The sequence below is a fragment of the Alkalicoccobacillus gibsonii genome (genome assembly GCF_016798245.1).
Classification (GTDB): domain Bacteria; phylum Bacillota; class Bacilli; order Bacillales; family Bacillaceae_D; genus Alkalicoccobacillus; species Alkalicoccobacillus gibsonii.
Genome location: NZ_JAEUZA010000002.1, coordinates 493,821 through 517,730, shown reverse-complemented (window position 1 = coordinate 517,730; position 23,910 = coordinate 493,821). Strand labels below are relative to the sequence as shown.

Sequence of the window (23,910 nt, the reverse complement as noted above, 5' to 3'; positions counted from 1 at the left end):
AGTAATATTAAAGAAGCTTATGTAAAAAGGGAAAGAGGTGCTTTTAGTATGACCTTGAAAGAAAGAGTTATTCCGTGGAAACTTCAGCAATTAAGAGCCATTGAAAGGCGAATGCTCGCCGTGCCCGCTAAACTTAAGGAAGATCTGAATTTGTATGAATCTGGCTATCGAGGTGAGCAGAATTTGGATTATCATCTAAGCTTCTTGCAAGGCGAGGAGTTTGAGGTACTGCACGATTTGAGATTGCGTGGAGAAAATGGTTTTTATTTTCAGATCGATTGCCTGGTGGTGACGCCGCATGTTCTGGTGATTGTAGAGGTGAAGAATATGGTCGGGCGGTTTCAGTTTCGGGACGAGTTGGGACAAATGGTGCGGGTGTGGAAGGGCGAAGAGGTTGTTATGCCTAATCCACTGAATCAGATTTGGCGGCAACAAAGTCAACTTTCGGGGTGGTTAGTGGCTCGACGCTTCCCACTAATTCCAATCGAATCACTTGTGGTATTTTCAAACCCTTCAACAATCATTCAATCAACAGAAGAGGGGAAACAATCTTTAAGTAGAGTGATTCATGCAGAGGGAATTGTCCCAAGACTTGAGAAGATTTCTAAGAAGTTCAGCCATAATGGAAGAAAACAACTGCCCCCTTCTACTTATAGAAAACTGGCCGAAAAGTTAGTCCAATCACATACCCCGCTTTATTCTTCTATCCTTGAATTGTACAATCTCCACCCTCAGAATCTTATTAAAGGCGTGTTCTGTTCTGAATGTAATAAGCCACATATGATTCGACAATCCAAAAGTGGACGGTGGACTTGTACACACTGTAATAAAAATTCGAAAACAGCCTATGTACAAGCGCTGGAAGACTACTATCTTCTTATCAAACCGACTATATCTAATCAAGAATTAAGGGACTACTTGCAGATTGATTCGAGTGCCGTTGCCTACCAATTATTAAAAAAACTTGATGTAAAACGAACACACAAAAATAAGCATTGTTATTACCATCTCACTATTCCACTTAGATTAAAGTAAAAAAGTATTGAGATTGTATTTAACATGTGGCAGAGGCATATGTGTTGCAACACATTGTATTTAATGCGGTTTGCAGACCAGAGAGTAACCTGGGATAAGTTCCGGGAGCTATCTCATCAATTTTCGTGGCGGTTCACGTTGATCTCTGCTCCATCGCATGGATTTGTGGTCCTATCGCATTAATTTGTGGTCCATCGCATGGATCCCCGGGGCTATCGCATTAATCACTGCTCCATCGCATGAATCCCCGGGGCTATCACATCAATCTCTGCTCCATCACTTGCATCCCCGCTCCTATCACATCAATCTCTGCTCCATCACTTGCATCCCCTCTCCTATCACATCAATCTCTGCTCCATCACATGCATCCCCGCTCCTATCACATTAATCTCTGCTCCATCACATGCATCCCCGCTCCTATCACATCGATCTCTGCTCCATCACATGCATCCCCTCTCCTATCACATCGATCTCTGCTCCATCACATGCATCCCCTCTCCTCCCCCCACCCCCAAAACAAAAAAAACTGCCCTCACAGGCAGTTTTTTCCTTATTCTACATTCCTTATTTCCCAGCGACCTTCAAGCGGTTGATGGCACGTTCGAGGGCGGCTTTGGCACGGACGGTGTTGATGCCGTCTTGGCTTCCGGCGTTTACTCGTTTTTCGGCGCGTTCTTTGGCTTGTTGGGCGCGGTCGACGTCGATATCAGACGGTCGTTCGGATGCTTCTGCTAAAATGGTAACCTTATCCGGTCGTACTTCTACGAATCCGCCGCTGACCGCGATTCTGTCTTCGGATGAGCCTTTTTTCATTCGGGCTACGCCGATGGCAAGTGGCGAAACGAGCGGGATATGGTTTGGTAAGATACCAAGTTCACCTTCAACAGTTCGAACAACCACCATGTCGACGTCACCTTCGTATACAGTGCCGTCTGGTGTGACGACGCTGGCTTGAACAGTTGGCATTAAATCCCCTCCTTTTCAGCAGGTCGTGGCATTACGCCATTTGGCCTGCTTTTTCAACCACTTCTTCAATGCGGCCAACTAGACGGAATGCGTCTTCTGGCAGATCATCGTATTTTCCTGAAAGGATTTCGCTGAATCCTTTGATTGTTTCTTTAAGTGGTACGTACGAACCTTTTTGACCAGTGAACTGCTCCGCTACGTGGAAGTTCTGGCTTAGGAAGAACTGGATACGACGCGCACGTGCAACGACAAGCTTGTCATCCTCAGATAGCTCTTCCATTCCTAGGATCGCGATAATATCTTGAAGCTCACGGTACTTCTGAAGTGTCTGCTGAACGCGACGAGCGACAGAGTAATGCTCTTCTCCTACTACTTCTGGAGAAAGCGCGCGAGATGTTGATGCTAATGGATCCACAGCTGGGTAAATACCCATTTCCGTTAGCTTACGCTCAAGGTTTGTTGTTGCATCCAAGTGAGCGAACGCTGTTGCTGGTGCCGGATCCGTGTAGTCATCGGCAGGTACGAAAATGGCTTGGATCGATGTAACAGATCCTTTTTTCGTACTTGTGATACGCTCTTGTAATTGACCCATCTCAGTTGCTAGTGTCGGCTGGTAACCAACGGCAGATGGAAGACGTCCAAGTAGGGCAGAAACCTCTGAACCTGCTTGTGTAAAGCGGAAGATGTTATCAATGAAAAGTAGTACGTCTGCGCCTTGCTCATCACGGAAGTACTCTGCCATTGTTAATCCACTTAGTGCTACACGCATACGGGCACCAGGTGGCTCGTTCATTTGACCGAATACCATGGCTGTTTTCTTGATAACGCCGGCATCTGTCATCTCGTGGTATAAGTCATTTCCTTCACGAGTACGCTCTCCAACACCAGCGAATACAGAGATCCCGCCGTGCTCTTGAGCAACGTTGTTGATAAGCTCTTGGATTAGAACGGTTTTACCAACTCCCGCTCCTCCAAATAGTCCAACCTTACCACCCTTAGTATAAGGAGCAAGTAAGTCTACTACTTTGATTCCTGTTTCAAGGATCTCCGTTGCAGTTGTTAACTCATCAAAAGCAGGTGCTTCGCGGTGAATTGGGTCACGACGAACGCCACTTTCTACTGGGTCTTTGAACTTAAGATCAATCTCGTCACCTAGTACGTTGAATACACGACCAAGTGTCGCTTCCCCAACTGGTACAGAGATTGGTGCACCTGTGTCAACAACGTCTGTTCCACGAACAAGACCGTCTGTTGAGCTCATTGCAATCGTACGAACAGTATTGTTACCAAGGTGAAGGGCAACTTCTAAGGTTACGGAAACTTCAACCGCACCTGATGCGCCACCTTGTTGATTTACGGTTAAGGCATTGTTAATTAAAGGAAGGTTGCCATCGACAAATTGTACGTCAACAACAGGTCCTGTAATTTGAATAATACGCCCTGTGCTCATCTTTTTCCCTCCTATTTAGATCGGCTTCCTATCTACTCGAGAGCGGCTGCTCCACCGACAATTTCTGTGATTTCCTGCGTAATAGCCGCCTGACGTGCACGGTTATAGGAAAGTGTTAAGTCATCAATCATAGAGTTTGCATTATCCGTTGCAGAACTCATCGCTGTCATTCTTGCGCCAAATTCACTGGCCTTTCCATCAAGCAGTGCACCAAAGATTAGGCTCTCTGCATATTGAGGCAGCAATTGGTCAAGAATGGCTTGTTCATTCGGCTCATAAATGTACGACGCACCCGCGCCTGACTGTTCATCCTCAAGACCCGCAAGCGGCAAGACTTTGCTTTCTGTAGGGATTTGAGAAATCGGGTTCACGAAGTGGTTATGCCAAATGTATAACTCATCAAAGACTTGATCAGCAAACATTTCAACAGTCGTACTTGTTAGGTTCTTAATATCACTGAACTCCGGTTGGTCTGCTACTTGAATCATCTCTTGGATAATTGGAAGTCCACGTCCTTTTAAAAGATCACGGCCAATCCGTCCAATGACGATTAATGCATACTCATCCGTAGAGTTATGTCGCTCGTTAAGGGTTTTTGTAAGTCTACGAATTAGATTACTGTTATATCCGCCGGCAAGACCCGTATCAGATGTGATAACGATGTAACCTGTTTTCTTTACCGGACGTTGCTCAAGCAATGGGTGTGTTGCATCAGAGCCACTAGCAGCCATACTTGAAACCACTTCACGAATCTTTTTCACGTAAGGGTCAAAGGACTGTGCCTTTTCCTGCGCACGGTTTAGCTTAGAAGCTGCAACCATTTGCATCGCCCGTGTGATTTGTTTCGTTTTCTTAGTGGAAGTAATCCGGTTTTTTATATCACGCAATGAAGCCATTCATTTCACCACCTTTATTCAAAACTTGGGTCTGGATCGCCTTAGCTCTCAGAAACGTTAAATCCTTTTTTGAACTCTTGAATTGCTGCTCTAAATTCGCCATCATCAGGTAGGTTACCAGTCGTGCGAATATGATCAAGCAAGTCTTTTTTGTTGTGGTCAAAGAATGTAAATAGTTCTGCTTCAAAACGAAGAACATCTTTAACTGGAATATCATCTAAGTATCCATTAACAAGCGAGAAGAGAATAGCAACTTGCTTTTCAACTGGAACTGGTTTGTTTAGGTCCTGCTTTAAGATCTCAACTGTACGTACCCCACGGTTCAGCTTCGCTTGTGTTGCAGCGTCAAGGTCTGATCCGAATTGAGAGAATGCCTCTAGCTCACGGTATGAAGCAAGATCAAGACGTAGCGTACCTGCTACCTTTTTCATTGCTTTAATTTGAGCAGATCCACCTACACGGGATACAGAGATACCCGGGTTAACGGCTGGACGTACACCAGAGTAGAATAGGTCTGATTGTAAGAAGACCTGTCCGTCTGTGATAGAGATTACGTTTGTTGGAATGTATGCTGATACGTCACCAGCCTGTGTTTCGATAAATGGTAGAGCTGTAATTGAACCAGCGCCTTTATCGTCACTTAGCTTCGCTGCACGCTCAAGTAAGCGAGAGTGAAGGTAGAATACATCCCCCGGGAATGCCTCACGACCTGGAGGACGACGTAGCAATAGGGACATTTCACGGTAAGCTGCCGCTTGTTTAGAAAGATCATCATAGATCACAAGTACGTGCTTGCCGTTATACATGAACTCCTCTGCCATTGTTACCCCAGTGTAAGGAGAAAGGAAAAGCATTGGTGCTGGGTCAGATGCACCAGCTGAAACAACGATTGTGTAATCAAGCGCACCACGTTGACGAAGTGTTTCTACAACGTTTGAAACGGTTGATTCTTTTTGACCGATCGCAACGTATACGCAGATCATGTCTTGGTCTTTTTGGTTCAGGATTGTATCAATCGCAATTGATGTTTTTCCTGTTTGACGGTCACCGATGATCAACTCACGCTGACCACGGCCGATTGGAATCATGGAATCAATTGATTTAATCCCTGTTTGAAGTGGTTCGTGAACTGACTTACGATCCATTACGCCAGGTGCGTTTCCTTCAATTGGGCGACTCTTCGTTGTGTTGATTGGACCAAGTCCATCAATCGGCTGTCCGAGTGAGTTCACAACACGTCCAAGAAGCTCTTCTCCAACTGGAACCTCCATGATACGACCAGTACGCTTAACCTCGTCACCTTCACGAATACCAAGGTAAGGACCAAGAATGATAATACCAATCGTGTTCTCTTCCAGGTTCTGAGCCATACCCATCACGCCATTTGAGAACTCAAGTAATTCACCAGCCATTACATTCTCAAGACCATGAGCGAACGCAATTCCATCCCCAACGCGGATAACTGTACCTACGTCTTGAACTTCAACATTTGCTTCATAGTTCTCAATTTGCTGCTTAATCAGCGAGCTAATTTCTTCAGCTTTAATGCTGCTCATTTTGATTCACCCCTCACTATTTGCTACCGATTTCCTGCTAACAGGTTTCGTTCTAGACGGTTTAATTGACCTTTAATGCTACCGTCATATATGCGATCGCCGATGCGAACTCTTAGTCCACCAATCAGCTCCGTGTCTACTTTATTTGTTGCGATGAGACGGCTTTTCTCTGCTTTTGGAGCAAAGATGATCTCAACTTGCTTTAATTCTTCATCTGTTAAAGGCTTCGCAGAGTATACAGTCGCTTCTGCGATATTTAACAAATCATGATGTAATTGCTTGTAGGCATGAGCCAAAGCTTGAACGGTCGAAAAGCGTTGACGCTCAAGTAGAAGCAGCAATGTGTTCAATACGTCTTGCCCCACTTTACCTGAGAAGCTGTTTCGAATGACGTTCTGCTTTGCTTTAAGTGTTACCTTTGGATGTTGAATCGTCTTTTCAAGCTCAGGCGTGCTTTTTAAAACGGATTGGATTAATTCTAGCTCTTCGCCCGTTTGTTCAAGTGTACCTTTTGACTGAGCCAATTGAAAAAGAGCAACCGCGTAACGATTTGCTACCGCTTGGTTGCTCATAGCTCTTCGCCCGCTTGTTTAAGATAGTCTTGAATCAACTGTTCTTGAGCCTTTTCATCCAATTCTTTCTCAATAACCTTCTGGGCAATTAAGACTGATAAAGACGCGACCTGTTCGCGAAGAGCCACAACGGCCTGGTCTTTCTCATTTTGGATTTCAGCAATTGCTGTTTCTTTCATACGCTGAGCTTCTTCTCTTGAGGCCTTTACAATATCCTGCCCCTGCTGCTCACCTAGTTTTTTTGCATTGTCAATAATTCCTTGTGCTTCTTTTTTCGCATTGTTCAGTTCAATACGTTGTTGCTCTAACAGATCTTCTGCATCTTTGCGATTGCGTTCAGCAGAGTCAATCTGGTCATTAACAAGCTGTTCCCGCTGCTCCATAATGCCAAGTAAAGGCTTAAGCGCGAATTTGCTTATTAACGCTAAAAGGATAAGGAATCCACCCATTTGAAGGGCTATCGATCCCCATGGAATTTCTAAACCAGCCATTTTATTCGCTCCTTTCATCGCTATACATAAGGAATGGCGAAGGTTCAGCTAGTGAACGCAGTCGCCACCTTATAAAGTCGTTTAAATTAACCACCAATACCAAATAGAATTAGGATCGAGATAACGATTGAAATGATTGGAACGGCCTCAGCTAGTGGCACACCAATAAACATTAGTGTTTGAAGCGTACCTTTCAGTTCTGGTTGACGAGTAACCCCTTCAAGTGTTGCTTTAACAATGATTGCAACTGCGATCGCTCCACCAACAGCTGCCAAACCTGCTGCAAGTGCAGCACCTAGAAATAACATAATAGATGTCCTCCCAAATAATAGTTTTAGTTTGTATATAATTTGTCCGAAAAACGGACGCTGGTAACCAAATTAATGTGCTTCTACCTTATGAGACATATAAACCATTGTCAGCATAACAAAGATATAAGCTTGAAGTGACCCGATAAAGACACTAAATGCCTGCCAAATAACAAGCGGTACAATAGATGTAATGACTGATCCTGCTACAGCTAGAGGACCTGCATCAACAATCCCAAACCCTGACATACCAAACGTTACAATAAGTACCATCAAGATTTCTTTTGCGTAAATATTACCAAACAAACGCATACCAAGAGTCAGAGTGTTCGCAATTTCCTCTATAATTTTAAATGGAAGAAGGAACCAAACTGGAGTCACAAACCCTTTTAAATATCCTTTCACTCCGTTAAAACGGATGCCGTAAATGTTTGTAAGTAACACAACAAATACTGCTAGAGAAAGAGCCATTGCCGGGTCAGATGTTGGTGATTTCCACCAAACTTCATGTGTACTCTGGTTATAGATTTCAAATGGGATACCAAGCATGTTACTAACGAAGACATAGAACAAAAGCGTAACCGCAAGAGCAATAAAACGTCCTCCAGATTTCCAGCTCATGTTGGCTTTAATGATTCCTCGACAGAAGTCCACTACCCACTCAAGAAAGTTTTGCAACTTCCCAGGTCGAATAGATAAGTTGCGGGTTCCTACAAAGAAGAGGGTAAAAATAATTAAACTCGCAACGAAAGACATTAATACGGTCGAGGCATGGAAAGTTATCCCATATACTTCCCATTTGGCCATTACGTGATCCACACACCATCACCTCTCTTTAAGAATTACTTTGAACAAGCTGTCAAGTAACAGCATGACATACACTGATGAAAAGCCTGCCAGAACATATAAGACACGAAGCCATTCTGGAAAGATCATTGCGGTATAAATAATGATGACTGGGCACAAAATTCTAGCGACAAAACTTATACCAACTACCATGGATAGCTTCTTGTTTTGCTTAATTGCAACATGGCCAACAATTTTTGCATCCAGATAATTGAGTAATAGATTCATAGTTCCTGCAATTTGGCCTATGAGGAAACTTAAAAATAGAATACGATACGAGCTTACAATAAGCCCAATCATGCAAATAGCGGCGCATACTCCAAGTATCGTCGCGTATCTTTTCATATTCGTTTCCATAGCATCTACCATGTTAATCGTCTCCTAAATGTGGCCGGATCAATTGAAACGTTCCATAACAGCCTGTTAGGAGCCCTAAAAGTAGAAAGATTATTAAAAATAATGGCTTTGTCCCAATTTGAGAATCTAACCATAACCCAAAAAATAATCCTCCGACTGTTCCGCCTATTAAGCATGACGTAATCATGGAAACAAGACCTGCCGTTTTTAAGAGGGTAGATTTTCCTTTTGGCATAGTGCCTCCTCGAGCAAAAACCGTGCGTCAGTTTCGACCAATATGTAACCCTTATCATTTGTCCCTAGTTATCGTACAATAGCGAAACCCTTGTGTCAACGGTGTTTTACCTTCAAACAGAAGAGGTCACCAAAGTTCTTCACAATTGTTCACACTTTAGCCATATTGCCTGTAAGATTTCCCAAAAAGACACTTCTTAAGAATACGTTGCTTTAGAAAAAAACTCAAGAGAAAACGCTTTCTCTTGAGTGCTTTTTATTCCTTCTCTTCTTCTATTTGGATCATGGACTCGATAATATCCTGCTGCCCCTCTTGTTTTGCATACACAAGAGCCTTGTAAGTTCCAGGTGGCAGGCTTACTTGAGTAACCTCACCTTGAATCATTCCCCGGTCGGAATGATCACGTGTTTCGAGATAAGATAGAAATTGAAAGGTATCCGGATCATAGAGTGCAATTCCTGATTCTTCTGCGCCTCCAGGTAAATAGTACTCGTATCTGTACGTATTTGGCTTATCTCCGTGAGCAAATTGGAACGCCATCACACGCGGATAGTCCGGTTCTTCCATAAATAGAATGTATGGAACGAAAATATCTTCTTTTCCACCCGTGACTCGGATTTGATCGTAATGAATGCCTTCGCCTAAAATAGAAGGCATTAAATCCAATGAAAGCGTTACTTCCTCTTTCTCTTTCGGTTTCAATGTAACAGCTGGTGGCGCCTGCCATTCCATCCCATCAAGTAGCACGAAGGGTGGATCTATGTGATACGTGTTGGTTTGATCACTTTGATTTTCAATGGTAATGGTGACAGAACGCTTTTCTCGTATATCCGTTTTAGAATATTTCCCAAATGTAATCGCTGCCGGATAAACGAGCGTGTCGAGCGCTAACGCCTTATCTACCTGCAGGCGACCTGCCCCCTGCTCATGTGGGGCATATCGTTCGTTTTCCTTGTTCATTAGAGATTTCGCAGAGTTCATTAATGCTGCCTTGATTTGTTCAGGTGTCCAGTCCGGATGAGCCTGTACAAGGAGAGCCGCTGCACCAGCCACGTGTGGCGCAGACATGCTTGTGCCATCGAGACCCGTATACCCACCAGGGACCGTGCTATCAATGCTCATTCCTGGTGCGACTAGATCAGGCTTCACTTCCCATGAAAAGGTCACAGGTCCTCTGGAGCTGAAAGGCGCCAAAAAGTCCTGCTCTTTTCGATAGACCGTTCGAATAATGGGTGTATGTGTGGAATCAAGCTCTTCTAGCAGCCACTCTCCATCTTCCTGACTAAGTGTTCCTGCAGGTATTTGTTGAGGGCTCTCCGTCCCGCCTGCGAATGAACCTGATGTGTTGTTATAAATTAACACGCCAATTGCTCCTGCTTCTTTGGCGGCTTTTATTTTTTCTTCAAAGGAGATGCGACCTCGTTTTACGAGAACAACTTTTCCGTTTGCATCTAGACCGTTATAGTCATCCTCTAATCCAAATGCCGCATCAACATATTGAAAATCACGTCTTAACGTCCAACGGTCCGTTCCTTTTAACGCATGTAGCGGCAACTCTTTGTCCTTACCTGGAATAGTAATATAAGGGGTTTGCATCGGTGGAGCTGAGGCCCCAACGGAAATTGCCTTTTCAGCGGTTCCCGGTGATCCAACCGTCCACATTGCCGGACCGCTATTCCCACTCGAGGTCACAGCAACGACACCTTCCTCTACTGCTTTATCAAGTGCCAAACTGGTGGGCCAATCCGGTCCATTCACTGTGTTCCCAAGTGAGAGATTCAATACATCCACACCATCTGATACCGCTTTTTCAATTGCTTCAATGACCTGTTCTGTTGTTCCCTGTCCACCCGGACCAAGCGCACGGTACGCGTAGATCTCCGCTTCTGGCGCTACTCCTTGCACCCGTCCATTTGCTCCTATAATGCCTGCCACATGAGTACCATGCAACGTAGGTGGCCCTTGAGAAACAAGCGTCTCCATTGGGTCATCGTCCGAATCAATGAGATCATAACCGCCCTTAAAATTACGCATAAGATCAGGGTGAGTATAATCAATGCCCGTATCAATGACCGCTACCTTCACACCTTCGCCCGTTAACCGATGACCATCCGCATCTAGCATTCCGCGTACAGATCCTGCTCCAATAAAGGGAACACTCTCTTCAAGCGCCGCATGATACGTCGCAATTTCATCCACGCGCTCAACATGAGGAAGTGACTTCACCCGATCCACCTCTGTAGAAGGAAGACTCATTGAAAAACCATGATATAAAGCGGAAAAGGTTTTTCGAATCGAACTACTCGGTATCTGGGCCGACACCTCCGCCTTCACCTGATCCAATTTGCCATCTTCAGCTGCAACAATCACAATCGTCTCTTCCGCCGGTTCTCCCACAGATGTTTGCGCAGGTAAATTAGGATACAGCACTTCTGCTTCCGCCTGCACTGGCATCAAGACGCTCAAAATCAATAGTAGCCATACACAACGCTTCTTCAAACACTCACCTCCCATGCCTTTTGTATTCTAAATAGTATGAGGGAAAGTGTCATTCCTTATGCACAAAAAAAAGACCCAAACGCAATAAGTGCGTCTGAATCCTCTTTATTATGAATGCTTATTTTGTACCGAAAAGACGGTCACCAGCATCACCAAGACCCGGAACAATATATCCATGATCATCAAGTTTTTCATCCATTGCTGCTAAGTACACATCCACATCAGGGTGCGCTTCATTTAAAGCCTTAACCCCTTCAGGTGCAGCAACAAGACACATTAGCTTAATGCTTGTAGCTCCGCGCTTCTTAATTGCTGAAATCGCATCAATTGCAGATCCACCCGTCGCAAGCATCGGATCAATGACAATAAAGTCACGCTCCTCTACATCCTTAGGTAGCTTCACATAATACTCAACTGGCTTTAGTGTCTTTGGATCACGGTATAATCCAACGTGACCTACCTTAGCCGCAGGAATCATACGTAAAATTCCGTCAGTCATCCCAAGACCCGCACGCAAAATCGGTACCACACCAAGCTTCTTACCAGCAATACGATTCGCCTTCGCAGGACCAACCGGTGTTTCCACCATTGTCTCCTCAAGTGATAAATCGCGTGTAATCTCAAAAGCCATCAGCGCCGCAACTTCCTCTACCAGCTCACGAAACTCCTTCGTGCCCGTTTCTTTATCACGAATATATGATAATTTATGCTGAATGAGAGGGTGATCGAAAACAAATACTTTACTCATGGCCATCGCTCCTTAATTTGAACTTTCCTTAAAGCATTCTAGCGGAAACAAGCTCCTTGTTCAAGTAGTAATCCTTAAATGCCTATGGAGAATGGGGTAGGTGTAGGGTTTAACTAAATAATGTGGAGGTTTTTACATATTTGTGTGGGGTGGGGGTTCTTGGTTTTGGTTTGATTCTTCTTGGTTTAGGATCCGCGGGGCTTGGTATTGAGCTCTGGCTTCTTGGTAATGACCCTGACATCTTGGTCCGAGCACCGCACGTCTTGCTATTAGTCCCCTCTTCTTGATGGAACCCCCGCTTTCTCTTGGTGAGTTTGGCGTTCTTCTTGGTAAGGGGTTTGGGTTCTTGGCTTTGGTGCCGTTCTTCTTGGCCCCGTCCCAGATGTTCTGACTAAAATAAAAAATGTTCATTTTTTTCCTTATTTCATTTCTGTTCTAACGCCCTACGCCTCTCCCACTAAAAAACCTCCTCCCAGAACGGGAGGAGGCACATTCAGATCTTATAGGTTCGGATACATCGGATACTTCGCTGTTAGATCAGCTACGCGCGTGCGCACTTGCTCGGCGACTTCTTCGTTGTCGACGTTTTTAAGTGTGAGGGCGATTAGTTTTCCGACTTCTTCCATTGCTTCTTCGTCAAATCCGCGAGAAGTCACAGCAGCTGTTCCTAGACGGATACCGCTTGTCACAAATGGGCTTTGTGGATCGAATGGAATCGTGTTTTTGTTTGTTGTAATCCCAACATGGTCAAGTGCTTTTTCAGCTACTTTTCCTGTTAGTTCTAGCGATTGAAGGTCCATTAGTAATAAGTGGTTGTCTGAACCGCCAGATACTAGATTGATGCCTTCAGATTGAAGCACTTCACCAAGACGTTTTGAGTTGTTGATGATATTTTGTGCGTATGTTTTAAATTCTGGTTGTAGGGCCTCACCAAATGCAACAGCTTTTGCTGAGATCACGTGCATAAGTGGTCCGCCTTGGATACCAGGGAAGATTGATTTATTTAGGGCTTTCCCGAACTTTTCGCCCATTTCTTCGTTTGTAAGAATAACTCCGCCACGAGGTCCTCGCAAAGTTTTGTGCGTTGTTGATGTAACAAAGTGCGCGTGTGGTACTGGATTTTGGTGCAGGCCAGCTGCAACAAGTCCGGCAATGTGCGCCATGTCTACCATTAGGTATGCGCCAACTTCATCAGCGATTTCACGGAATTTGGCAAAGTCAATTTCACGTGGGTATGCACTCGCACCAGCCACGATCATTTTTGGTTTGTGTTCAACTGCAAGCTCACGTACGACATCGTAATCAATGCGGTGCGTTTCTTGGTCTACGCCGTACTCGATAAAGTTGTATTGAACGCCACTAAAGTTCACTGGGCTACCGTGAGTTAGGTGTCCACCGTGAGATAAGTTCATTCCTAGAACCGTATCTCCTTGCTCAAGAACAGTGAAGTAAACAGCCATGTTCGCCTGAGCTCCTGAGTGGGGCTGGACGTTTGCGTATGCAGATCCGAAGATTTCATTTACTCGTTCTTGAGCAATTTCTTCTACGATGTCTACATATTCACAACCACCATAATAGCGGCGCCCTGGGTAACCTTCTGCATATTTGTTTGTTAATACAGAACCCTGAGCCTCCATTACTGCTTCACTAACAAAGTTCTCTGATGCAATTAATTCAATTTTGTCGCGCTGACGGCCTAGCTCCAAATTAATCGCTTCTAGAATTTTAGGATCTTGCTTCTTTAGATTCTCCATTACCCATTCCCCTCTCAAAAACCGCTCTCATTCGGTTTTAGACTGTTTCTAATTAGATTCATCTATATACTATCATAGATTTCAGCTTATTTCCGTAACATTTACGGACTTTTCTATAAATCATTCTGTTTTTCCTTATTCGTAAACAGCCCGTACGCCACCAATGAGCTTTGGACGGGTGATTGCCATTGTGACATGAGCCGCACCAATTTCTTTTACTTGGCTTCTGACCGGAACAACCACTGATTTTAAATGCATTCCGATAAATGTGTCACCGATATCGATTCCGGCATCTGCGCGAATCGTTTCAACTAAAACGGGGTTTTCCATTTGCGAGAAAGCGTACTCTGCCATTGCTCCTCCCGCTTTGCGAACAGGCACAGCAGACACAGGCTCGTACATACGTGCTTGCGCGGTTTCTGCATCAACAACAAGCGCACGATTTAGATGCTCACAGCATTGAAACGCAAGCGCCACACCCGTTTTCTTTTGATAAGCAAGAAGCGTTTCGTAAATCGCAATCGCCGCTTCCTTCGATCCGTTTGTTCCAATATGTTCACCAATGACTTCGCTTGTACTTGTTCCAATGACAAGTAAGTCATCAGATGTGAGTGGTTTTGCATGGTGCAGGTCTTCTAATAGCTTCGCAAGTGATAATGTGATTGTTTCAGATAATGAACTCATCTGTATCTCCTAGCACTCGTAGTTTGAAATTTTCCCAATACGATTGGCATGGCGACCGCCTTCAAATTCGGTTGTTAGCCATACGCGCACGATTTCTAAAGCTACTCCAGGTCCAACAACGCGCTCGCCCATTGCTAGCATGTTGCTGTCATTATGCTCACGAGTCACTTTTGCTGTAAATAAGTCGTGAACAAGTGCGCAGCGGATGCCCTTTACCTTGTTCGCGGAAATGGACATGCCAATGCCTGTCCCACAAATTAAAATGCCGCGATCAAATGTGCCATCGGCTACCTTTTCAGCTGCCGGAAAGGCGTAATCTGCATAATCAACAGAAACAGTTGAATCTGGACCAAAATCCTCATATTCATGTCCTAGCTCTTTGATTAATGATTTGATACTATCTTTTAACTCAAATCCTGCGTGATCTGAAGCAATCGCGATTTTCATAAAGGTTCCCACCCTCGTTAGATTTAAAAAAACGCCTAAATCTGTTTAGGCGCTTTTCTTCTGTATCTATATTGTAAACCTTTCGATCGTGGTCTTCAATCTCTTCGCTTGAATTGATAGTTCATGCGCTGCTTTTGCGGTATCTGCAATAGTGGTTGTTTGATCATTAGCAAGCTCAGTGACACTTGTTGAATCACGAGATGTTTCTTCAGCAATTGCAGCCACTTCCTCAGATGCCCTTGAGGTAATTTGAATCGCTTCCATCTGCTTATCAACCATTCCGGTGATTTCTGAAATGACGGCAGCTACTTCGTCCACCGCACGGGTCATTTCCTTCATCGTACGACTTGTTTCCTCACCTTGCTTTGATTGTTCGTTAGCCTCAGCCACTTGTTCGCTGATTTGGCGTACGACATTTTTCACTTCTGATTGCATGGTATGTACAAGCTCCGTAATGCTTGCTACTGCTTGCGCGCTTTCATCCGCCAGTTTCCGAACTTCCTCAGCTACAACCGCAAATCCTTTACCTTGCTCGCCTGCTCGTGCCGCTTCAATCGACGCATTTAATGCAAGGAGGTTTGTTTGGCCAGCTATTTCCCCTACAAGCGAAATGATCTGCTCCACTTCTCCTGCTTGGTTTTCTAGTTTTTTTACCGCACCAAGAGAGGCTTGGTTGTTTTCTGCTAGCAAACGAATGCCCTCTACTAAATTCTTAATGACACTTCTGCTTTCATTAAGATTATTGACAAGCTGTTTTGAGGACGTGCGGGATTGATCTGCTCGGCCTTTTACTTGCTCTGCAATGTGCTTTGCCTCGTTCATTGAGACCGCATTTTTGCGGCTAACTTCTGCTGAACCCACCGCTGCTTCTGAGATGGATTGGAGCGTTTCCTCCATTTGTAACACCCGCGAGGAGGCAAGCTCAGAGGAGTTTGTCATGTAGCTCACTCGTTCCTCCGTTGCTATAAAACTTGAATCAATGTCCTGTACCATTCTACGCAGGTTCATAAGCATCTCATTGTACGCTTCGCCAAGTGCACGTATCTCGTCGTCTGAGCCTGTAATGATTACATCCTCTTGAATATCTCCTGCTGCGGCTTTTCTGGCAGAGGCCTCTAAGCGGTTCAGCGGCTTGGTGATGTAGCCAGCTGCAAAAAAGCAGAGAATCCCTGTCCAGAGGACACCTGCAACTAACGTAAGAATCGTAAATACTTCACTATTAATCCCAATCCACTCAGCTAAGTAATCGGATAACACAAAGATAAATAATGCGCTAATTCCATATGTAACTAGTGCCAAGCCGCTTACGCCAAGGACTAGCTTTTTTCGGAGACTAAATCGATATGATGGTTTTTCCTGTTCCAACTCAACATCCCCTTATGCTCACTTATTCCATTTTTGAAGGAACCTTTCAATGCTTTGATCAAGCTCTTGTGCGACTTGATCATACTCTTCTTTTGGTCCGCCGATCGGATCGCCAATATCTCCACCCGTTTCAACGTACCCTTTTAACGTGTAAACCTTCTCTGTTGCTTCTGGATGCCTAATGCTGAGCATGTCTTTGTGACTAGTCGTCATTGTTAAGATAATGTCAGCCCAATCAATTAATTCAGCCGTCACTGGCTGTGAAACGTGTTGGTGGCTAATTCCTCGCTCTGCAAGAACGAGCGCCGTTCCTTCTGACATTGGAATCCCTGGCCAAGCTGTGACTCCTGCTGATTGAACAGAAAGCTGATCCCCTGCTTTTTCTTTTAACAGGTATTCAGCCATTGGGCTCCGACACGTGTTTCCTGTGCATACGAATAAAACATTTTTCAAGATGGACATCCCCTTTTTCATTTTGTATCCCACAAAATAAAGTATTGTCCTTATTCTAACATCTCTTGCACATTAAAGCGGAAACATAATCTTGATCCCAAACCCAATTAGAATACAACCTCCAAGAAGCTCACCATAAATGCCAATATACTTTTGGAATTTTGCCCCGATTAATAACCCAAGCCACGATAGCACCATGCTGACGAATCCAATCAACGCAACGGTTAGAATGGTTTTTGCCCCAAGAATACCAAAGCTTAACCCTGCTGAAAAGCTATCAAGGCTTACACTGACCGCAAAGGCCATGAGTCCCCAGCCAACTGGCTTTAAAAAGGAGTTATCCTCTGTTGAAAAGGCAGAGAGAATCATCTGCAGGCCAATTAATAAAAGCAGACCTCCACCGATATAAATGGCCACCATATCAAAGTAGGTAGAAAGCCATTTACCGGTAGCCATTCCGAGGAGCGGCATTGCCACATGGAACAACCCAATGGTTAAACCAATCCGAAAAATCTGGCGGCCACGCAGCCCAAGCATTCCCATACCAAGCGTGACTGAAAAGGCATCCATTCCAAGTGCTGCTGACATAATTAATATCGTCACAAATTCACTCATTGTTTACTCACTCCTTGAACATGCTACTTGAATGTATGCATGGACAAGGAAAAATAGACAACCTATCTGATGAAGGAGATGACACAACAAAAAAATAGGGCTGAGACATAACATTAATGCAGATAGTAAAACACGAACAGAGCACGATACCCGCTTCAGGAGAATCCTTCGCTTTCCGCGGACACGGCTTCAGCCTCATCCGTGGAAGATCACCACTACTGAGTCTTCAGACACGTGTTTTTTCCGCAGGAGTCTCAGGTTCTCCCTTCGCTCGTTTTTAAAAACACAAATAGCGAATGATTCTGCAATTGAATCATTCGCCTTTTTCTTATTTATTATTTAATCATCCGTCCACCGGCAGCTTTTTCGAGTCGGTTCATAACAGCTGCTCCTACTCCGTTCTCGTCAAAGACTTCGGAGAAAATGACGTCGATCTCTTGATCATCAAATGCTCTAAGCCCGTTGTAAAGGAGAGCGGCCGTTGCCTTTAGGTCTCCATCTGAGCCACAGGCGTAGACAAAGTCAGCATCGTAGTGATTCGCCCGTTCTTCCGTAGTAAGGACTCCAACACGTTTTCCCTCGGCACGCGCTTTGGTCGCAAGCTCTTGGATTAGCGCCCGGTCACGAACTAGCGTTAAGCTTCCTTTTGGTGCGTAGTGAGTATATTTCATACCTGGTGACTTTGGTGCTTGTCCATCATCCATAAGTGCTCCGTCCAGTTCTACATGCCCACATACTTCTGTAAGCTCTTCCCTCGTAATGCCACCGGGTCTAAGAATCATTGGCACCTCGCCACTAATATCAAGAACCGTGGACTCTACGCCAACACCTGTGGCTCCACCGTCCACAACACCGGCTATTCGGCCTTCAAGATCTGTCCATACATGGTCGGCCGTAGTTGGACTTGGTCTACCTGAAAGGTTCGCACTTGGTGCAGCAACTGGTACACCTGACTTCTCAAGAAGCTCGCGCGCAACTGGATGAGAAGGCATTCGGATAGCGACAGTTGAAAGCCCCGCTGTGACATTTGTAGGCACCTTGTCATTTGCATGAAAGATGAGCGTAAGCGGCCCAGGCCAATACGCGTCCATCAGCTTTTCAGCAATGAGGGGAATTTCTGTAACCAACTCATTTAGCCCGTCACGGTTCGCAATATGAACAATAAGTGGATTGTCATTCGGGCGGCCCTTTGCTTTAAAAATATCGGTAACCGCCTGTGGGTCTAACGCATTTCCTCCAAGACCATACACCGTCTCCGTCGGAAAAGCCACCACGTGTCCATCTTTGATTAAATTTGCCGCTTCTTGTAGATTCATTTCTATATTCTGAAGATTTGCTGACTTATTCACATTCCATCGTTTTGTCTGTATATAACTCATAGCACAGCTCCTATCCCCCTTATTTTGTGATTTGGATTGCCATTTGTCAAATTTGTCTGCGTATTCTGCATTAACCCTGTTATATCAACGGTTTCAGTCTACTAAATTCGTAGTGAGAATTAAATAAAAACGTCTGTTCTCCTAACATGAATAAGGTTACCCACACCTGTGGATAACCTGTAGATAAGCCGTCAGTTCTTCGTTTTATTCACATGATTGTTCAAGTAATTCACAGGCAAAAATCGACACGTTTTTATTTTCAGATTGTTTAAAATGTGATAATCGTTGTATCTCATGTGGCACATGTTCAAGCTTCATTTGTCTAAAATTTAGTTGTTCAAAAAACACACCAGCTTGTCTCGTTAATAAATAGACTTCTTTTAACTCTAGCTTACGACCATACGCCAAGGCAGCCTCTAGAAAGCCCATCCCTTTTGCAGGCGTAAAATAATCGGTTTCAAGCACAAGAGATCGTAGCAACCCGTACTCACCAGCTGGTTCAAGACCAATGATTCCTACAATCTCATTATCTATGGTTTCAGCTACTAAAAAGTAGTTGGTAATGTTTCTCGCATCGTCCTCATGAAGCCCTGCACGTGCAAGCAGTCGTTGAATAGGAAGTAGATCGTGATCTCTAGCCTGTCTAAATACCATTGTCATTCAGATACGCCCCTTTTTAGGTCTTTGCACCATCCTATGCGGGGCTTGTCTCGCGTATTACTGATTTGTCGCAACGGTCGTCGTATCATCACCAAACAGACTATCAAACAATCCTTTAAAGAAATCGACGAAGAAGAATGAAACCTCTACATCCTCGTCCGACTCTTCTACTACTTCAACCTCTTCTACTTCTTCTTGTGGCACCGCATTGCTTTGATCCATATCAATAAAGCATAAAGGCGGGAACAACACGCACCACCAGTTTTCCCCAAGACCCTCGCCAAGTGTAATTAACACGGCTTGATATTCTCCAGCAGGATAGACAAGGTTACCATACAGCTTTGTTGGAAAATCAACTTGCTCAAAATCAACGTGGTAGTCTTGATTCAGTCCTTTAGCTGCAAGCTCAGCTTCCACAATCGCTTCCACTTCAGAGAGCTTTGATTCAATCAGTTCCATTGCTTCCTGCTTTGATTCAATTCCCGTTACCCATTCAGTGATGGAGGCATTCACCTGATCACGAATGTCACGCTTTAACTTTTGATCTGCTACAGAATCGCTATTTGCAAGGATACGCAAACGAATGGCATCCTCTTGACTCACTTCTTGATGAAACGCAGCAACTGCTTGGTTTCCTTGGTCTTCCCAGCTTATGATTAACACGAAAAAAGAGAATAATAGATAAATAATAGCTTGTGGTTTCATGACCAGCACCATCCCTTCCTCCCTATTGTGGTCGGGATAGTCCGGCTCTAAACCTATAACTCTTCGACAAAATCTCCGTATGCTAGAACGATCCGATCCTTCTTATTAATATCGAAACGCACCTCAGTTGTTGTACGTGGAAAAGCTGCTTGTAGCATCTGTCTCACTGCTTCGCCCTGCCCTGCTCCCACTTCAAATGCAACTAGAGCCTGTGGCTTAGCAACCTTTTTTAATTGCTGCGTTAGCTTCCGGTAGCAATCAAGACCATCAGTGCCTGCAAATAATGCAAGCTCCGGCTCATGCTCCCGCACGTGAACAGCAAGTGTCAGCCGGTCTGATTCAGGGATATACGGCGGGTTGGATACGATGATATCAAACGTTTGGCCTGTTTGAATAAAAGGCTCTAATAGATCCCCTTGGTAAAAGCTGATCTTTGCCCCATGCGTAGCTGCGTTTTTCTTCGCCATAGCCAGCGCTTTTTCCGAGATATCGACGGCTGTAAGGTTTAGTGATCTGTCTTCAAGCGTTAGTGTAGTCGCAATAATGCCACTGCCCGTTCCAACATCAACTGCATCAAGTGTAGTAGCATCCGGAAACACAGCTTTTCTCCGTTCAAGTACTGCGATGATGAGTTCCTCTGTTTCCGGTCTTGGAATCAATACATCACTCGATACCTGAAACGGGCGACCATAAAATTCTTCATGTCCGATTAAATGTTGAACCGGGTGGCCTTTTCCAAGCATGTGGACATCCTGTTGATACGCGTGAAACAGGTCATCTGGCAGCACGTCGTGGAATCTCGCAAATAAACCTGCACGATCAACACCTAGGTGATGGCGGAGCAGCCATTCACCAGCCATTGTCTCCACGTCTCTCTCCTCCAAAAAAGAAGAAGCCCAACGGAGGGCTTCATGTATGGTTTGGCTCATCTTAATCTTCTGCCCGCTGCATAAGCTCAGATTGTTCTTCCATAATCAGTTGATCAATAATTTCATCCAGCTTCCCTTGCAAAATTTGCTCCAGCTTTTGCAACGTCAAGCCAATACGGTGATCTGTTACCCGGCTTTGTGGGAAATTGTACGTACGGATCCGCTCAGAACGATCTCCTGTACCAACTGCTGTTTTACGCGTTTCATCATATTCAGCTTGGATTTCACGATTGATCTTATCAAATACACGCGCACGTAGGATTTTCATCGCTTTTTCCTTGTTTTTAATCTGAGATTTCTCATCCTGCATAGAAACCACAGTACTCGTTGGCAAGTGAGTTAAACGAACCGCTGACATCGTTGTATTTACACTTTGTCCACCCGGGCCACTCGAAGCGAATGTATCCACACGAATATCCTTCTCATGAATTTCAACCTCAACCTCTTCCGCCTCAGGAAGAACAGCAACCGTTGCTGTAGATGTATGAATACGACCGCCAGACTCTGTAGAAGGAACACGCTGCACACGGTGTGCTCCGTTTTCATACTTAAGCTTAGAATACGCACCATTTCCATTCACCATGAAAATGATCTCCTTGTATCCACCAAGCTCTGTCGTTGTCGCTTCCATCACTTCAATCTTCCAGCCTTGTGCCTCTGCGAAGCGGTGGTACATTTTATACAGGTCCCCCGCAAACAGCTGTGCTTCGTCTCCACCGGCTGCACCACGAATCTCGACGATAACGTTTTTATCATCATTCGGATCCTTAGGCAGAAGTAAAATACGCAGACGTTCCTCGAGTTCCTGAGATTGAGACGAAAGCTCGGAGATTTCCTCTTTCACCATCGCGTACATCTCATCATCCAGCTTCTCTTCAATCATCGCCTTCGCATCTTTTAACTGCTCCGACACATCCTTGTATTCACGGTACGCTTGAACTGTATCCTCAAGCCCAGACTGCTCCTTGGAGTACTCGCGTAGACGCTTTGTATCACTAATAATATCTGGATCACTTAATAATTCATTTAACCGATCATATCTGTCCTCTAAAGACTGCAAACGATCAAACATGTCTTCACCTCATAATCTAATATCCGTACATAGCATAACGTTCTAAGTATAGTATATAGGCACCCCCCGGTCAATGTGACCCCGAGGCTTGCCGGTCTTTTTTGTACCAGATATAGGCGTCGATAAGCTCAAATAGAGCGAGGGCTGAGAGGAGAACTGTGAGGAGGAGCATTCTCCAGAGTGGTACCTCAATTAGAAGCCACAATAAAACAATGATCGCCCCAACAAAAATCGGGAAAAGCTTTGACAGCTTAAAGCGCCTTTCTGGAATTTGCTTTCCCGGACCAAAATTTGTACCCTTCCCAATTTTACCAGCTACAAAAATCACAACGCTTATAAACAATGCATAAAAGAAACTTCCATTTATAAGGTAGATTGTCGCAATGAGCCAAATTGATAATAAAATCGAATACGTTTTTTCGCTAACCATTAAGTGTCTCCTTGTTATGTAGCTCGTGTTTTTCTTTTTTGTACCAGAGGTAGGAATCGATGAAGTGAAACAAGACAATTAAAGTAAACAATATAGATGCAAGAACAGTTCGAGTCAAAGACAAATTATTCATTCCAGGGATCCATAGCATAATGAGAAAAATAGCCCAGATAACAATTAAAACTTTTGCAGCGGTAAATTGCTTCTTTGCTGATGATCCCCATAAACCGAATTTACCCAGGTAACCCAATGTTGCTCCCAATGTCGTCGCACAAGCTAAAATAAGTGCATAGATCCACCCCGTATCTAACACAATTAGTACTACGAAAACCAGGATAGGGATAAGATAAAGATGATGTTTCTCCTTAATCATAACTACACCTCCTGTCCCTTATACGTTTTCCTTCGACTTACGTTCCACTTCTGCTAGTTCGCGCTGTTCTTTTTTGTGCCATACGTAGGCATCGAGAAGTTCAAAAATAGCAAATGCTGCGATGAGAGAGGTTGCCACAATGAGGCGCCACTGTGGTAGCTCTAAATCTCTTACCCAGAACATAATAATGATACAAATCCAAACGAAAAAAGAGATAAGTGAATTCTTTAACCTCTTACTTGCCCACTCCCCCCAGACCCCTGCTTGAATATGGTGACCTAATGCAGCGGCAAGAAAGGCGACAACAGTAATAATCGATGTTGCAAGCCAACTTAGTCCAAAAATGCTTAACAGACAAAAAATTAAGATTGGAAAGATAATGACTTGGTACTTCTGATCGATCACACGAACACCCCCAATGTACCCCGACTATACAGGATTCCAAATTATAGTACAAATAGAAAGATCAATTTTAGGTGGGAGTGGTTGGGTGGTGGTGTCGGACTTTTAGCTTGTTATCGTTAAGGGTTCTTGGTTGTGCTCTGGTTCTTCTTGCTTTCGCTCTCAATCTTCTTGGTGTGAGAGGTTTGGGGCTTGGTATTGAGGGCACGAGCTTGGTAACCCGCTCTTCCTCCTTGTTATCAGGACCTGCCTCTTGATGGAATCGGCTCTCGGCTTGGTAAAAATACTGTTTTCCTTGCTAACGCTCTTTTCTTCTTGATTCATTTAGCTTAGCTCGTGGTATGGAGCTCTTTCTTCTTGCTAACGCTGGGGTTCTTGGTTGGGTTCCTATTCTTCTTGATTTCTCTCTCATTCTTCTTGGTATGGGAGCTTTGGGGCTTGGTATCAGTTTATTGAGCTTGGTAACTCACTCTTCCTCCTTGTTATCAACACCTGCTTCTTGATGGAATCGGCTCTCAGTTTGGTAAAAATCCTGTTTTCCTTGCTAACGCTCTTTTCTTCTTGATTCATTTAGCTTAGCTCTTGGTATGGAGCCCTTTCTTCTTGCTAACGCTGGGATTCTTGGTTGGGCTCCTATTCTTCTTACTTACGCTCTCATTCTTCTTGATATGGGTGCTTTGGGG

At 44.4% G+C, this 23,910-nt stretch carries 27 protein-coding genes; 1 reads left to right on the top strand and 26 read right to left on the bottom strand.

Annotated features, from left to right (window positions below):
• Window positions 1-48 precede the first annotated feature (48 nt).
• Window positions 49-1,035 (top strand): nuclease-related domain-containing protein, encoded by a 987-nt coding sequence (locus JNO66_RS09320; protein WP_203087974.1) that lies wholly within the window; start codon window positions 49-51, stop codon window positions 1,033-1,035.
• A 564-nt stretch (window positions 1,036-1,599) separates the two neighbouring features.
• Here JNO66_RS09320 and JNO66_RS09315 read toward each other — a convergent pair.
• The 26 genes from JNO66_RS09315 to JNO66_RS09190 form a co-directional block, all read right to left on the bottom strand.
• Entirely contained in the window at window positions 1,600-2,001 is a 402-nt protein-coding gene (locus tag JNO66_RS09315) for a F0F1 ATP synthase subunit epsilon (RefSeq protein ID WP_203087973.1), read from the bottom strand.
• Window positions 2,002-2,032: 31 nt separating this feature from the next.
• Window positions 2,033-3,451 carry a F0F1 ATP synthase subunit beta gene (gene atpD / locus JNO66_RS09310; protein WP_203087972.1) on the bottom strand — a complete coding sequence of 473 codons (1,419 nt, stop codon included), beginning with the start codon at window positions 3,449-3,451 and terminating at the stop codon, window positions 2,033-2,035.
• A gap of 32 nt (window positions 3,452-3,483) precedes the next feature.
• A complete protein-coding gene (gene atpG, locus JNO66_RS09305; RefSeq protein WP_203087971.1) occupies window positions 3,484-4,347 on the bottom strand; it encodes an ATP synthase F1 subunit gamma in 864 nt (287 codons plus the stop codon).
• A gap of 41 nt (window positions 4,348-4,388) precedes the next feature.
• On the bottom strand, window positions 4,389-5,903 hold the full coding sequence (gene atpA / locus JNO66_RS09300) for a F0F1 ATP synthase subunit alpha (protein ID WP_203087970.1): 1,515 nt from the start codon (window positions 5,901-5,903) through the stop codon (window positions 4,389-4,391).
• A 23-nt stretch (window positions 5,904-5,926) separates the two neighbouring features.
• Window positions 5,927-6,475 carry a F0F1 ATP synthase subunit delta gene (locus JNO66_RS09295; protein ID WP_203087969.1) on the bottom strand — a complete coding sequence of 183 codons (549 nt, stop codon included), beginning with the start codon at window positions 6,473-6,475 and terminating at the stop codon, window positions 5,927-5,929.
• A complete protein-coding gene (atpF, locus tag JNO66_RS09290; RefSeq protein ID WP_203087968.1) occupies window positions 6,472-6,966 on the bottom strand; it encodes a F0F1 ATP synthase subunit B in 495 nt (164 codons plus the stop codon). Before atpF ends, JNO66_RS09295 begins: the two co-directional genes overlap by 4 nt.
• An 86-nt stretch (window positions 6,967-7,052) precedes the next feature.
• On the bottom strand, window positions 7,053-7,274 hold the full coding sequence (gene atpE, locus JNO66_RS09285) for a F0F1 ATP synthase subunit C (RefSeq protein WP_203087967.1): 222 nt from the start codon (window positions 7,272-7,274) through the stop codon (window positions 7,053-7,055).
• Between the two features lie 72 nt (window positions 7,275-7,346).
• On the bottom strand, window positions 7,347-8,093 hold the full coding sequence (atpB, locus tag JNO66_RS09280) for a F0F1 ATP synthase subunit A (RefSeq protein ID WP_373367162.1): 747 nt from the start codon (window positions 8,091-8,093) through the stop codon (window positions 7,347-7,349).
• Between the two features lie 6 nt (window positions 8,094-8,099).
• Window positions 8,100-8,489 carry an ATP synthase subunit I gene (locus JNO66_RS09275; protein ID WP_203087966.1) on the bottom strand — a complete coding sequence of 130 codons (390 nt, stop codon included), beginning with the start codon at window positions 8,487-8,489 and terminating at the stop codon, window positions 8,100-8,102.
• Window position 8,490: 1 nt separating this feature from the next.
• The gene (locus tag JNO66_RS09270) at window positions 8,491-8,712 is read right to left on the bottom strand and encodes an AtpZ/AtpI family protein (protein ID WP_203087965.1); all 222 of its coding nucleotides are present in this window, start codon (window positions 8,710-8,712) and stop codon (window positions 8,491-8,493) included.
• 255 nt (window positions 8,713-8,967) lie between these two features.
• A complete protein-coding gene (locus JNO66_RS09265) occupies window positions 8,968-11,211 on the bottom strand; it encodes a S8 family serine peptidase (protein ID WP_273753235.1) in 2,244 nt (747 codons plus the stop codon).
• A gap of 118 nt (window positions 11,212-11,329) precedes the next feature.
• Window positions 11,330-11,959, bottom strand: a complete 630-nt coding sequence (gene upp, locus JNO66_RS09260) for a uracil phosphoribosyltransferase (protein ID WP_203087964.1) — start codon at window positions 11,957-11,959, stop codon at window positions 11,330-11,332.
• 500 nt (window positions 11,960-12,459) lie between these two features.
• Window positions 12,460-13,713 carry a serine hydroxymethyltransferase gene (glyA, locus tag JNO66_RS09255; RefSeq protein WP_203087963.1) on the bottom strand — a complete coding sequence of 418 codons (1,254 nt, stop codon included), beginning with the start codon at window positions 13,711-13,713 and terminating at the stop codon, window positions 12,460-12,462.
• Between the two features lie 135 nt (window positions 13,714-13,848).
• On the bottom strand, window positions 13,849-14,397 hold the full coding sequence (locus JNO66_RS09250) for a TIGR01440 family protein (protein ID WP_203087962.1): 549 nt from the start codon (window positions 14,395-14,397) through the stop codon (window positions 13,849-13,851).
• Window positions 14,398-14,406: 9 nt separating this feature from the next.
• Entirely contained in the window at window positions 14,407-14,844 is a 438-nt protein-coding gene (gene rpiB / locus JNO66_RS09245; RefSeq protein ID WP_203087961.1) for a ribose 5-phosphate isomerase B, read from the bottom strand.
• Between the two features lie 66 nt (window positions 14,845-14,910).
• Window positions 14,911-16,209 (bottom strand): methyl-accepting chemotaxis protein, encoded by a 1,299-nt coding sequence (locus JNO66_RS09240; protein WP_203087960.1) that lies wholly within the window; start codon window positions 16,207-16,209, stop codon window positions 14,911-14,913.
• An 18-nt stretch (window positions 16,210-16,227) separates the two neighbouring features.
• Window positions 16,228-16,662, bottom strand: a complete 435-nt coding sequence (locus tag JNO66_RS09235) for a low molecular weight protein arginine phosphatase (protein WP_246483219.1) — start codon at window positions 16,660-16,662, stop codon at window positions 16,228-16,230.
• Between the two features lie 72 nt (window positions 16,663-16,734).
• On the bottom strand, window positions 16,735-17,277 hold the full coding sequence (locus JNO66_RS09230; RefSeq protein ID WP_203087959.1) for a manganese efflux pump MntP: 543 nt from the start codon (window positions 17,275-17,277) through the stop codon (window positions 16,735-16,737).
• 335 nt (window positions 17,278-17,612) lie between these two features.
• A complete protein-coding gene (locus JNO66_RS09225; RefSeq protein WP_203087958.1) occupies window positions 17,613-18,656 on the bottom strand; it encodes an L-threonylcarbamoyladenylate synthase in 1,044 nt (347 codons plus the stop codon).
• A gap of 204 nt (window positions 18,657-18,860) precedes the next feature.
• On the bottom strand, window positions 18,861-19,316 hold the full coding sequence (locus JNO66_RS09220; RefSeq protein ID WP_203087957.1) for a GNAT family N-acetyltransferase: 456 nt from the start codon (window positions 19,314-19,316) through the stop codon (window positions 18,861-18,863).
• 57 nt (window positions 19,317-19,373) lie between these two features.
• Complete coding sequence (gene spoIIR / locus JNO66_RS09215; protein WP_203087956.1) at window positions 19,374-20,021, bottom strand: stage II sporulation protein R; 648 nt, start codon at window positions 20,019-20,021, stop codon at window positions 19,374-19,376.
• 53 nt (window positions 20,022-20,074) lie between these two features.
• The gene (prmC, locus tag JNO66_RS09210) at window positions 20,075-20,950 is read right to left on the bottom strand and encodes a peptide chain release factor N(5)-glutamine methyltransferase (RefSeq protein WP_203087955.1); all 876 of its coding nucleotides are present in this window, start codon (window positions 20,948-20,950) and stop codon (window positions 20,075-20,077) included.
• Window position 20,951: 1 nt separating this feature from the next.
• Entirely contained in the window at window positions 20,952-22,022 is a 1,071-nt protein-coding gene (prfA, locus tag JNO66_RS09205; protein WP_203087954.1) for a peptide chain release factor 1, read from the bottom strand.
• Window positions 22,023-22,092: 70 nt separating this feature from the next.
• Window positions 22,093-22,452, bottom strand: a complete 360-nt coding sequence (locus JNO66_RS09200) for a hypothetical protein (RefSeq protein ID WP_203087953.1) — start codon at window positions 22,450-22,452, stop codon at window positions 22,093-22,095.
• On the bottom strand, window positions 22,445-22,825 hold the full coding sequence (locus JNO66_RS09195; protein ID WP_203087952.1) for a hypothetical protein: 381 nt from the start codon (window positions 22,823-22,825) through the stop codon (window positions 22,445-22,447). The genes JNO66_RS09200 and JNO66_RS09195 overlap by 8 nt, the downstream gene beginning before the upstream one ends.
• Before the next feature lie 18 nt (window positions 22,826-22,843).
• The gene (locus JNO66_RS09190; RefSeq protein ID WP_203087951.1) at window positions 22,844-23,230 is read right to left on the bottom strand and encodes a hypothetical protein; all 387 of its coding nucleotides are present in this window, start codon (window positions 23,228-23,230) and stop codon (window positions 22,844-22,846) included.
• Window positions 23,231-23,910: the final 680 nt, after the last annotated feature.

What these genes read in the sequence shown, in the direction of transcription:
- atpG (WP_203087971.1), bottom strand. Translation starts at nt 4,347, where the DNA reads ATGGCTTCATTGCGTGATATAAAAAACCGGATTACTTCCACTAAGAAA.
- atpF (WP_203087968.1), bottom strand. Translation starts at nt 6,966, where the DNA reads ATGGCTGGTTTAGAAATTCCATGGGGATCGATAGCCCTTCAAATGGGT.
- prfA (WP_203087954.1), bottom strand. Translation starts at nt 22,022, where the DNA reads ATGTTTGATCGTTTGCAGTCTTTAGAGGACAGATATGATCGGTTAAAT.
- JNO66_RS09230 (WP_203087959.1), bottom strand. Translation starts at nt 17,277, where the DNA reads ATGAGTGAATTTGTGACGATATTAATTATGTCAGCAGCACTTGGAATG.
- JNO66_RS09195 (WP_203087952.1), bottom strand. Translation starts at nt 22,825, where the DNA reads ATGATTAAGGAGAAACATCATCTTTATCTTATCCCTATCCTGGTTTTC.
- JNO66_RS09295 (WP_203087969.1), bottom strand. Translation starts at nt 6,475, where the DNA reads ATGAGCAACCAAGCGGTAGCAAATCGTTACGCGGTTGCTCTTTTTCAA.
- JNO66_RS09275 (WP_203087966.1), bottom strand. Translation starts at nt 8,489, where the DNA reads ATGGTAGATGCTATGGAAACGAATATGAAAAGATACGCGACGATACTT.
- spoIIR (WP_203087956.1), bottom strand. Translation starts at nt 20,021, where the DNA reads ATGAAACCACAAGCTATTATTTATCTATTATTCTCTTTTTTCGTGTTA.
- JNO66_RS09315 (WP_203087973.1), bottom strand. Translation starts at nt 2,001, where the DNA reads ATGCCAACTGTTCAAGCCAGCGTCGTCACACCAGACGGCACTGTATAC.
- atpA (WP_203087970.1), bottom strand. Translation starts at nt 5,903, where the DNA reads ATGAGCAGCATTAAAGCTGAAGAAATTAGCTCGCTGATTAAGCAGCAA.
- JNO66_RS09270 (WP_203087965.1), bottom strand. Translation starts at nt 8,712, where the DNA reads ATGCCAAAAGGAAAATCTACCCTCTTAAAAACGGCAGGTCTTGTTTCC.
- rpiB (WP_203087961.1), bottom strand. Translation starts at nt 14,844, where the DNA reads ATGAAAATCGCGATTGCTTCAGATCACGCAGGATTTGAGTTAAAAGAT.
- JNO66_RS09200 (WP_203087953.1), bottom strand. Translation starts at nt 22,452, where the DNA reads ATGGTTAGCGAAAAAACGTATTCGATTTTATTATCAATTTGGCTCATT.
- JNO66_RS09225 (WP_203087958.1), bottom strand. Translation starts at nt 18,656, where the DNA reads ATGAGTTATATACAGACAAAACGATGGAATGTGAATAAGTCAGCAAAT.
- prmC (WP_203087955.1), bottom strand. Translation starts at nt 20,950, where the DNA reads ATGAGCCAAACCATACATGAAGCCCTCCGTTGGGCTTCTTCTTTTTTG.
- JNO66_RS09320 (WP_203087974.1), top strand. Translation starts at nt 49, where the DNA reads ATGACCTTGAAAGAAAGAGTTATTCCGTGGAAACTTCAGCAATTAAGA.
- JNO66_RS09250 (WP_203087962.1), bottom strand. Translation starts at nt 14,397, where the DNA reads ATGAGTTCATTATCTGAAACAATCACATTATCACTTGCGAAGCTATTA.
- upp (WP_203087964.1), bottom strand. Translation starts at nt 11,959, where the DNA reads ATGAGTAAAGTATTTGTTTTCGATCACCCTCTCATTCAGCATAAATTA.
- JNO66_RS09220 (WP_203087957.1), bottom strand. Translation starts at nt 19,316, where the DNA reads ATGACAATGGTATTTAGACAGGCTAGAGATCACGATCTACTTCCTATT.
- atpD (WP_203087972.1), bottom strand. Translation starts at nt 3,451, where the DNA reads ATGAGCACAGGGCGTATTATTCAAATTACAGGACCTGTTGTTGACGTA.
- atpE (WP_203087967.1), bottom strand. Translation starts at nt 7,274, where the DNA reads ATGTTATTTCTAGGTGCTGCACTTGCAGCAGGTTTGGCAGCTGTTGGT.
- glyA (WP_203087963.1), bottom strand. Translation starts at nt 13,713, where the DNA reads ATGGAGAATCTAAAGAAGCAAGATCCTAAAATTCTAGAAGCGATTAAT.